The following is an 8,391-nucleotide window of genomic DNA, read 5'->3' as shown; positions in this document are numbered from 1 at the left end:
TATACATTATGCGAAATGTCATGTCTGGGCTGATCCGGTTCGTGGGCTCGGCTTGGCAATGGCTCCGGCTCTGGCTTGGCTCTTGCCTGCCTGCTGGCTCCCCCGACAAGGATGAGCTTGCAGCATGATCAAGATGGATCCGCACGACAGAATTGACCTGACCGGCCCTTGGGCCGGCTTCGGCTTCCAAGGTGGGCACATGTTCACCCCGGAGGGTCACCAGCTTGAACCGTGCGACATGACCTGGTGGTCCCTGACCTGCAACATTGCGCGGGAATGGCGACGAATGATGGCCGAGTCCCGAGCCGAGATAGCTACTTCATCGGTCCTAAGCCGAAATGCGCCCTCCACGACGAAATCCAGCGTGATCTACCTTGCCGAGGCGCTCAGAATTCGCCGGGAACGGCGGTTGGGCGTATGCGGCCCCGGTTCCGACGCCGAAACTTCCAATGTGGTCTACCTGAGCCGTGGGCCAAGACCTCGCCAGCGCGTGTGAGGCGTTCTCGTAGGGGCTTCGCCCCTACACCCCAGCGCGCTACTGGGTGTCGCCCAGGCTAGGGAACGGCTTGTATGTAGGGATGCGGATAGGGTTCGGAAATCCCCGGAGCTTCTCGATCAGGTCGTGGAAGCGCTCTTGCGTCAGAACGATGCGATCGCCTTTCTTGAACCACTTTAGCTCTTCCAGCTGACGTGCGCGCTCGTCCATTACGCCGCCAGCATGAAGAATGCAATGCCGCATGTGGCGGAGATCGCCGAATATTGGTGCAATGACGTCACTAGGTCGAACGCCTAGCGCATCTGCGATTGCGCAACGAGCATGAACCTCCCACTGAGTGTAGATGGCAACGAGGCATAGGTTGCTAAGAATGACCTCGTTGAAGCCGCCCTCGGCACAGGCGTCAAGGCGTTCCGCCATTGTGGAGACATGAAGGGCCGTCCCGGTCTGTGGATTTCCCTTGCCGTGAGTGAGCTTCGAGCGAAGAACCTGCTCCATCGTCATGCCGCTCTCTACCGCCTGCTTGGCCATAGACTCGATTGATCGCCGAACGTGCCCCCAGCCCCGCAGCGAATCCATGAACATCCCGTAGATTGCCTCAATCTGCTCTGATAGCGCCTCCAGCGCGATACCCATCTGAACGGTGCGACGGCCGTGCTCTTCCATTTCCGCCGCTGTTGGCCGCTTATCGCTGCTCATCGCCCCCTCCTTCCATTGGTTCGGTGGGATTCTAGACTCAGGCGCCCTCTTTGGTCTCCGTGTCCTCTGCGGTCGACTACAATGCGCTCAGGACGTCTTGGGGGACGTATGGAACGCGAACGACCGGAATACCTGCCGCCTATTCAGCGCAGCCGCTGGAACTTCCCGTGGCTGATCACCGGCTTTCTCACGATGTTGAGCCTTGGCGCCCTTGGCGTCCTCATGCTTGGCCGCACCAATGGTGCATGGAATGAGCGATTTCTTGGCGCCGGCCAGCCCGCAGAATCTCAGCGCACGCAACTGCCGGTGCGGACCGAAGTTGAAACGCGCCCCACGGCTGCGGACCTTGCGGAAATCAGGGCACGGCGTCAGGAAGCTGAGGCCACAGTCAGTCGCCAGAGTGACGGGATGCGCTGCATCAACGGGATGATGTTCCGCCGAATCAACGGTGGCTGGGAGAACCTGCCCGGTTCCCGTTGCGGCGACCAGCCATCGGCCAACGTGCAGTGCTTCGCAGGCAGACCCTATAGACAAATGGCGGCAGATGGCGGCTGGGTGTATTCGCCGCGCGACCGCTGCCCGTGACGCGTCACGTTAATCAGAAGCTTGGCGGGTAGGGTTTGGATTCCGGGAACGTGCCCATGGGGCGCTCACCTACGCGCACGATGGCGCCTCCACTACTTGCCGCCATGACCGCGCCCGCGCCGCCGCCGCTTCCACTCGCTACGCTCGCAGAACCAGCGGCAGCACGGTCACTGTCCAGGCGGTACAGCGTTGGCTCTTCTTCGCGCCGGGGTGCCTCCCTCGGCCACGCCGTTGCAACCGTCTCAAAAGAACCCGCCGTGAGGCGAACTCCGTAGACGGCAACCCTGAGCCGGTAGCCCATCGCAATCAGCGCATCGAAGCTCAACTGATCGACCGTGTTCCCTGAGCCATCGACCCATTCGACCATGCCGACCGAACGGTCTCCGAACTGAGCAGTGAAGGCCAACCGAATTCGATTCGCCTGCGTCATGGCGGCCACGTAGCGCTGCTCGACGGTCATCCCGGCCAATGGATCCGAGGCGGGCACCGCAACGGCTGCGGCCGGCACAGCGCCGGTGCTGATGGCCTTGTGGGCGCCCTGCCCCTGCGTTGCCTTGGCGCCTGCTGGTGCCTCCACGGTCGCTTCCGGCTCGTCGCTGTGCATCATCCTGATGAAGTAGCCGCCGAATGCCCATACGCCGAAGATGAGCCCCACGGCTGCAATAGCAATCTTGGGTGCAAGCTGTTTCCAAATGTTGGTGCCGCCTTCCTCATACACCTCTGCATTCTCGGCGCCGACTGCATAGCCGTGGTACAGCGGATAGATGGCCGGATCGTACTTGAGCGTCTTCCCGCCGACGACCTCGAATTTGCCTGGGCTGGTGGTGTGGTAATAGGTGACGCGATATCGCGATTTCAGGCCCACAGCCGTGAGCTTCTGGAAGACATTCTTGCGTTCGATGCGCGCCCTCACCGCCTGATGCACGCGGTTGATCCACTGCGTCATGATCAGCACGTCGCCGCCGTTCTGGCCGATCAGTGCGAAAAAGTTCTCCACTTCCTCCGGCAGCTGGTTGCGCTGTGCAACGTAGAACTCGTGCACCTCATCGATCACCGTGAGCGCATCCTTGAACTCATCGGGAATGCACCATTGGCCGGTTTCCGGATGCCTGGAGCATACGAAGGTTGTTGCAACGTCCTTGGTCTCCACCAGCGTCAGCAGCTTGTAGACCTCATCCACGGGCATGTTCAAATACTCGGCGATGCGCTCATGGTTCAGGCCATTGAGGCGCGCAAATACCCGGCGCCCCTTCTTGAGTGTGGGCAGAATGTGATTCTTGACCGCATCGTAGCTCTTGCCTGCACGCGGCACGCCCTCGTTGAAAACCAGCATGTCACCACTTCCCCAAGGTCAGAATTTTCCGGGTGATGAAGAACACGATTCCGAGCGACACCACGGTCATGCACTCGGGAATCTTGAAGATGTTGACGAACCACGCGATGGTCGGCCCCGCGTTTGCGAACAGGGTTCCGAGCTTGTACTCGGTCATGAACTCCGGTACCGGCAGCTTCTCCAGCGCGTGTGCGGCCAAGTCCAGGACTTGTTCGATCGCGTACAGCACGAGGTCACGAAAGAACTCAACGATGGCATTCCACAGGCGTTCCACCTGCCTGCGGATGTACTCGGTCAGGTCGTTAAGCCACCCAGCTTGCAGCGTCACGAATGCGATTAGATTGATCATGTGAGCGCGATCTTGATTGCGTGGAAGGCGGCGAACGCGAGCAGCAGCCAGCCCAGCAGTTGAAGGATGGCGACAATCTCAGGCTTGCACAGGAAATCGAACGTCATGGCGTCCCAATACGCCGTCGCCGGGAAGGTGAAGACCGGGCAAGAGGCGCTGACGCTGATCTCAAAGAAGCTCTTGGTGGCGTCAATGATCGGGGCCTTGCTCACCCGCTCGGCGAAGTCGTCATAAAGCTTCTCGACGGTCTTGCCTTCCGACTCATACAGCGCATCGCCATCGCCGCCCGGCTGTCCGGGGCCGTCCCCATCACCATCACCGTCGCCGGGACCCGGTCCGGGACCAGTGCCGCCACCGCCATCCCCGCCATCACCGTCACCTTCGCCGTCGCCCGGCCCGGTGCCTCCGCCGCCGTCGCCGTCACCACCGCCGGGATCGGTGCCGCCCTCGCCATCACCGCCACCGTTGTCGCCTCCACCATCGCCGTCCCCGCCCCCGGTCTCGCCACCACCACCCCCTTCCTCGCCGCCGTCACCTACGGGCGTGGGCGCTGGTGCATCTGACTCAGTGCAAATCCCACCAGTGGGCCAGAAACTGAAACCAGCGGCGCCTTCTGCATCCAACGAACTGCTGTACATGCAGCCGTCATGGCAAGCGTTGACGGTTGCAGCCGTATCGCCGCCTTGCCATCCAAGCTCCTCTGCGCGGTCCTTGCAGTCGGTGCCTTTTTTCCACCCGAAGTTGTCCCAGCGGACATCACGGCCAGTCTTATCCAACGCGGTGTAGTAGCCGCCACCCCCGTTATAGAGGCTCTGAGCGCAACGCATTGGCTGCCACGCAGCCGTGCCCTTCGCGATTGCAGCCATACAGGCAGCGTAGGCGGCACCTTGATCGGCATACGTCGCCGCCCAAGCGCGTGGTGACGCAGTCAAGAGCATCAGGAGGACGCCGGCAATGAGCGGGCGGCGAATCACGCACGGATTCCCATGACGACGGCGATGCCACACAGCGCGCTGATGAAGCCGGCGAACAGGCAGAGGATCATTTGACACCCCGCATCAGGAACAGTCGCGCCACCTTCGGGCCTGCCCACAGGCCGAACTTCAACTGCGCAATGAAGGCGCAGCCGCCCAGCACTGCAAGAACCACCATGCCGACCTGGAGGCCGCCGATGATCATCTGATAGTCCATATCGCTCCCCTGAAATAGAAAGGGGAGGCATGGCCTCCCCTACCCCACCACTGCTCGGCTTACGACTTACCGAACAGGCCCGCCACCTTGCGGCCACCCCACAGGGAGAAGCCGACGACGGCGATCAGGGCGAAGCCACCACCCAAGGCGGTGAGCGCAGCAGCGACGGACAGGCCGGTCAGAATCGAATCGAAATCCATGTAAATCCCCTTTCATTGTTGAGTTAATGGCGGCCTACGATTTGTCGAACACAGCTGCAACACGGCCACCGATGTGTGCAGCCAAATACAAGGTCATGATCAGAATGAACGGCCCCGACGCCCATCCTGCGAGTAAGTCTTTGTCCGGCACCTTGAACGCCTCAGCGAACATGGCGACAGAGGAAGCCTCTGCGCTGCTCATCAGCACATACCCCGTGCACTGATCGACGGGCTGACCGGTTGGGATCAGCGTTCCGTTTTCCCCTAAAGCAACGCACAGGCTCATGACTTAGGCCTTCGACGTGGCCGGCGCAGCCTTGAACCCGATGGGAATCAGGTCCACGTAGCGCTTCAACACGAGGTCGCCATAGGGCGACAGCGCGAACGACTTCGGATCGATGTCGTACTCGCCAGCCGGGTACGGCGGACGCTGGCCGAGGCCCACGCGGAACGGCAGTTCAAAGCCGTTACCCAGGTCGAGGCCGACCATCTGGGAACGGATGATGGAATTGGTCTTGGCGTTGTGCTGTTCATCGACAGCAGCCGACTTCACGCGGCAGATAGGCATAGTTCTTCTCTCACATAGCGATGGAGTGGTTCACCCTTGGCAATACCGCGAAACCGTCCGGGGTGACCGTCACGGAGGATGCGGCTCTCTGCGAAGTCGGCCCATGAATCGCCGAGCGCTCCGCGAAGGACGTTGAGGAAAGGCCCGACCTGTCGATGCGCCCACTCGATACCGGCTTCGACGGAGGTTTCCACTTGCTTTTGCAGCGTGCGCAGTCGAGTGCATACGCCAGTAATGAGGTTCTGCAGGGCGCTGTAAGAACCGCGCAGGTACGCGCCCGGGTTCAACAGCACATCCAGCGGGATTTCCATGTGCTTGCCGTACAGGCGCACTTCCGCGCGCACCCAGCGCGAGGACGGCAGGCCCTCAGCCTTCCCCTTCTCGTATACGCACAGTTCCTTGTGGCCTTTTCCGCCGACGTACAGTGTGCAGCCGGTGTTGTGGCCTTCATCGGAGATGAAGCGGTGACGCGGCGGGCAACCGCCTTCGGTGAAGCCGCCCTGAGCAGCAACCTCGCGGAGCGCATGCACGTCCAGGCGTTCGCCTTCGTAGTCGTCGTGCGCGCAGTCAACGCGGGTAATCTTGGCGTCGAGCATGGAGCACTGCTTGTAGACGCGCGGCCAGTCACGAATCCACTTGCAGCCCATGCCGGTAAGGCTGAGGCACACGGTGTTCTTCTTACCACCGATGCCAACGCGGCCCACTACCTCGTTCTCTCGGTCGATGAGCACTGCCGACTGCTCATAGAAGTTCCAACTCTTCTCACGGATGGCACCGGCAACGACCTCGCCACGGAAACCGAAGATGCGGAACAGCAAGAGGTCGAGCTTCTTGCAATTCACTTCCTCAAGGGCGGAGAGCGGGACCACAATGGTCAGGTAGTCGATGATCGCGTCTTGCTGACCCTTTTGGCCCGTGTTACTCCCCGGGCCAATTCCCGCCGCCGCCCGCTGCCCCTTTTCACCGGGCGAAAGCGGGGAAAAGCCCCCTGCCCCGCCGACGACAGCCATGCGAAACCGTGCGCGATCAACGGCCATCGTCCGCCCCCTCTTGGTCGACAAGGCGGCCCTCATCCAACAGGGCATCCATGCACCACTTCCAGGCCTCCACGAATGCCCAAAGACCGAGAACAGCGCCGACGAACCCGGCAATGGCGAGCCAGATCGCGCGAAAGGCAGTCCAGAAGTCGTCGCCGAGCAGCGCCCCGACGCCAGCCAATGCGCTCACGACAACGCAAACGAGGATGAGCAGGCCAGCAGCCCCAGCCGTCTTGCGCGCGGCCACGCGAAGGGGCGGGCGATCAACGGCCATTGCGCATGCTCCCCATCACGTAATGCAGGAAGCCGAAGACGACCAGCACGAGCGTTACCGGGTTCGGAACGGCTGCGAAGACGCCGATAGCGAGAAGGACCCACGGGAAGGGGCTGTTACGGAACATGGCAGCCCTCCTGCTGGTCGGCGTAGTGGGCTGCGGCCAGCAGATCGCTGCGCTTGGTGGCGGCAATCTCAGCCTGATAGAGGGCTTCGTGATCCGGGGTCCAGCCAGTAGCGGCCAGTTCGGCGCGTGCCTGGGCAACGACGGCCGCTTCCTTGGCGCGTTGGTCGGCGGCATGGTCACGCCGGTCCAGCAGCCACGAAACGATGCGAGCGACGCCGATGGAGGCCGCTGCAATGGCCCCTAGCAGGACGAAGGCAAGTAGGGGCTCGGTCATGCCAGAATTCCCCCCACTGCATGGATGCCACAAGGGGTGGCTCGCTTATGAATCTTCCTCCGCTGATACCTAGGCGCGATGCTGGTGTAGTCGCGGCTATGACGTTCGGAATGGGCGTTGTAACTACTGCCATCGCAATGGCAGGCAGTGACATTCCGCTCAAATGCTTCGAAGCAGGGAATGTGGCTGATTGGTTGGCCGCGGCTGGCACATGGGTTGCAGCGACTGGTGCGTTGGCGATTGGTTACGGAGCCAATCGTTTTGCTCGCGAAACTCACGAATTGCGTATCGCACAAGAACTGAGCGATCGTGAAGCGGCTTTGGCAGAGAAGAGACGACGAATCGACGTGGTTGTGCTTCGACTTCGAAAGCTGAAGTCTCTCCCCGCTGGGTTCCGTCGAATGGATGGCGGAAGGGACTACGACAAGCTCTCCAAGTCCGACATAGACACGATACTTCGGGTGCTGAAACGAACGATTCCGAAGGTTGTTTGGTCTCTGGAGGAGTTTGCCCTGCTCAGTGGACCGCAACAGCTCTCGTTGGCGTCTATCGAAATGCTTTTGGACGCACTGGATGAAGTCGCCAACATGGCTATTGAGGCAAGGGGCTCTGGAGAGCAGGAAGTGTTGCGCAGCAGCATAGAGACGGCATTCAAGGGTCTGGACAACATTTCTCGGCGCGCCAAGGAGCTTGAGGCAGAGATCAGGCGAGACTGGCCTGATCAAGTCCCATCCTGATATTGGGTGATGTCTAGTATTGATAAACATCTTGTCCGCCTTACACCCCAAGTGAACCCGCCAGCGGCCTTGGGGTGCCAGTGGCGGGGCGCCCAACACCGTTGAACGCAGGGCAATTTATAAAGGGGTTGAACAGGAGTGTCAACAGGGTTGAACGATGCAGACGGTTACAGACCTCATCGATGCGGCGCGGAAAGCGCTGAACGTGAGCAGTGACGCGGAATTCGCGCGGCAGCTCGGCGTATCTCGCGGAACAATCGCCAACTGGAAATCAGGCTATTCGCTGCCCGATACAGTGATGTGCGCAACTTTGGCAGGGCTGACCGGCCTACCGCTTGCTCGTGTCCTGGGCATAGTCGGCGAGGCTCGAGCCGTCAGTCGAGAGGAGAAGGCGGTGTGGCGGAAGCTCGCCGCGACCGCGATGGCGCTATGTCTGACTGTCGGGTTTGCTCTGCCCCACAAGGCGGCAGCAGCGGTGCCGGGCTTCGATAAGGCACAAGCTGTATACATTATGCGAAATG

16 protein-coding genes are annotated in these 8,391 nt (G+C 61.1%); 4 read left to right on the top strand and 12 right to left on the bottom strand.

Translation table 11 applies throughout. The features are described from left to right. Positions 1–124: 124 nt before the first annotated feature. Positions 125–496, top strand: a complete 372-nt coding sequence (locus IMX13_RS18730) for a DUF3653 domain-containing protein (protein WP_227255520.1) — start codon at positions 125–127, stop codon at positions 494–496. Positions 497–535: 39 nt separating this feature from the next. Here the strand turns inward: IMX13_RS18730 and IMX13_RS18725 are convergent, their stop codons facing one another. Further along, positions 536–1,195: a hypothetical protein gene (locus tag IMX13_RS18725; protein ID WP_193396965.1), complete on the bottom strand. Its 660-nt coding sequence runs from the start codon at positions 1,193–1,195 to the stop codon at positions 536–538. Between the two features lie 108 nt (positions 1,196–1,303). Here IMX13_RS18725 and IMX13_RS18720 point away from each other — a divergent pair, with 108 nt between their 5' ends. Continuing rightward, a complete protein-coding gene (locus IMX13_RS18720) occupies positions 1,304–1,780 on the top strand; it encodes a hypothetical protein (RefSeq protein ID WP_193396964.1) in 477 nt (158 codons plus the stop codon). Positions 1,781–1,793: 13 nt separating this feature from the next. Here IMX13_RS18720 and IMX13_RS18715 read toward each other — a convergent pair whose 3' ends face one another. From IMX13_RS18715 to IMX13_RS18665, 11 genes are all read right to left on the bottom strand, one after another. Next, positions 1,794–3,113 (bottom strand): zonular occludens toxin domain-containing protein, encoded by a 1,320-nt coding sequence (locus tag IMX13_RS18715; protein ID WP_193396963.1) that lies wholly within the window; start codon positions 3,111–3,113, stop codon positions 1,794–1,796. Position 3,114: 1 nt separating this feature from the next. Continuing rightward, positions 3,115–3,462, bottom strand: a complete 348-nt coding sequence (locus tag IMX13_RS18710) for a phage coat protein (protein WP_193396962.1) — start codon at positions 3,460–3,462, stop codon at positions 3,115–3,117. After that, positions 3,459–4,436, bottom strand: coding sequence for a hypothetical protein (locus IMX13_RS18705; protein ID WP_193396961.1), 978 nt, complete (start codon positions 4,434–4,436; stop codon positions 3,459–3,461). The genes IMX13_RS18710 and IMX13_RS18705 overlap by 4 nt, the downstream gene beginning before the upstream one ends. A gap of 67 nt (positions 4,437–4,503) precedes the next feature. Continuing rightward, on the bottom strand, positions 4,504–4,641 hold the full coding sequence (locus tag IMX13_RS18700) for a hypothetical protein (RefSeq protein WP_193396960.1): 138 nt from the start codon (positions 4,639–4,641) through the stop codon (positions 4,504–4,506). Between the two features lie 71 nt (positions 4,642–4,712). Then, positions 4,713–4,853 (bottom strand): hypothetical protein, encoded by a 141-nt coding sequence (locus IMX13_RS18695; RefSeq protein WP_164972359.1) that lies wholly within the window; start codon positions 4,851–4,853, stop codon positions 4,713–4,715. Between the two features lie 34 nt (positions 4,854–4,887). Next, entirely contained in the window at positions 4,888–5,139 is a 252-nt protein-coding gene (locus IMX13_RS18690) for a hypothetical protein (RefSeq protein ID WP_193396959.1), read from the bottom strand. 3 nt (positions 5,140–5,142) lie between these two features. Beyond that, positions 5,143–5,421, bottom strand: a complete 279-nt coding sequence (locus tag IMX13_RS18685) for a single-stranded DNA-binding protein (protein ID WP_193396958.1) — start codon at positions 5,419–5,421, stop codon at positions 5,143–5,145. After that, positions 5,403–6,458 (bottom strand): replication initiation factor domain-containing protein, encoded by a 1,056-nt coding sequence (locus IMX13_RS18680; RefSeq protein ID WP_193396957.1) that lies wholly within the window; start codon positions 6,456–6,458, stop codon positions 5,403–5,405. The genes IMX13_RS18685 and IMX13_RS18680 overlap by 19 nt, the downstream gene beginning before the upstream one ends. Continuing rightward, on the bottom strand, positions 6,448–6,732 hold the full coding sequence (locus tag IMX13_RS18675; protein WP_193396956.1) for a hypothetical protein: 285 nt from the start codon (positions 6,730–6,732) through the stop codon (positions 6,448–6,450). Before IMX13_RS18675 ends, IMX13_RS18680 begins: the two co-directional genes overlap by 11 nt. After that, on the bottom strand, positions 6,722–6,859 hold the full coding sequence (locus IMX13_RS18670; RefSeq protein WP_164972358.1) for a hypothetical protein: 138 nt from the start codon (positions 6,857–6,859) through the stop codon (positions 6,722–6,724). The genes IMX13_RS18675 and IMX13_RS18670 overlap by 11 nt, the downstream gene beginning before the upstream one ends. Continuing rightward, positions 6,849–7,133, bottom strand: a complete 285-nt coding sequence (locus tag IMX13_RS18665; protein WP_193396955.1) for a hypothetical protein — start codon at positions 7,131–7,133, stop codon at positions 6,849–6,851. Before IMX13_RS18665 ends, IMX13_RS18670 begins: the two co-directional genes overlap by 11 nt. Positions 7,134–7,243: 110 nt before the next feature. Here IMX13_RS18665 and IMX13_RS18660 point away from each other — a divergent pair, with 110 nt between their 5' ends. After that, positions 7,244–7,870: a hypothetical protein gene (locus IMX13_RS18660; RefSeq protein WP_193396954.1), complete on the top strand. Its 627-nt coding sequence runs from the start codon at positions 7,244–7,246 to the stop codon at positions 7,868–7,870. 157 nt (positions 7,871–8,027) lie between these two features. Then, positions 8,028–8,391: DUF3693 domain-containing protein (locus IMX13_RS18655; protein WP_193396953.1), on the top strand; the 364-nt coding region annotated here is incomplete at its 3' end.

It is taken from the genome of Stenotrophomonas sp. B2, assembly GCF_014947095.1.
GTDB lineage: Bacteria > Pseudomonadota > Gammaproteobacteria > Xanthomonadales > Xanthomonadaceae > Stenotrophomonas > Stenotrophomonas maltophilia_P.
This window is presented reverse-complemented; position numbering and strand designations above follow the sequence as displayed.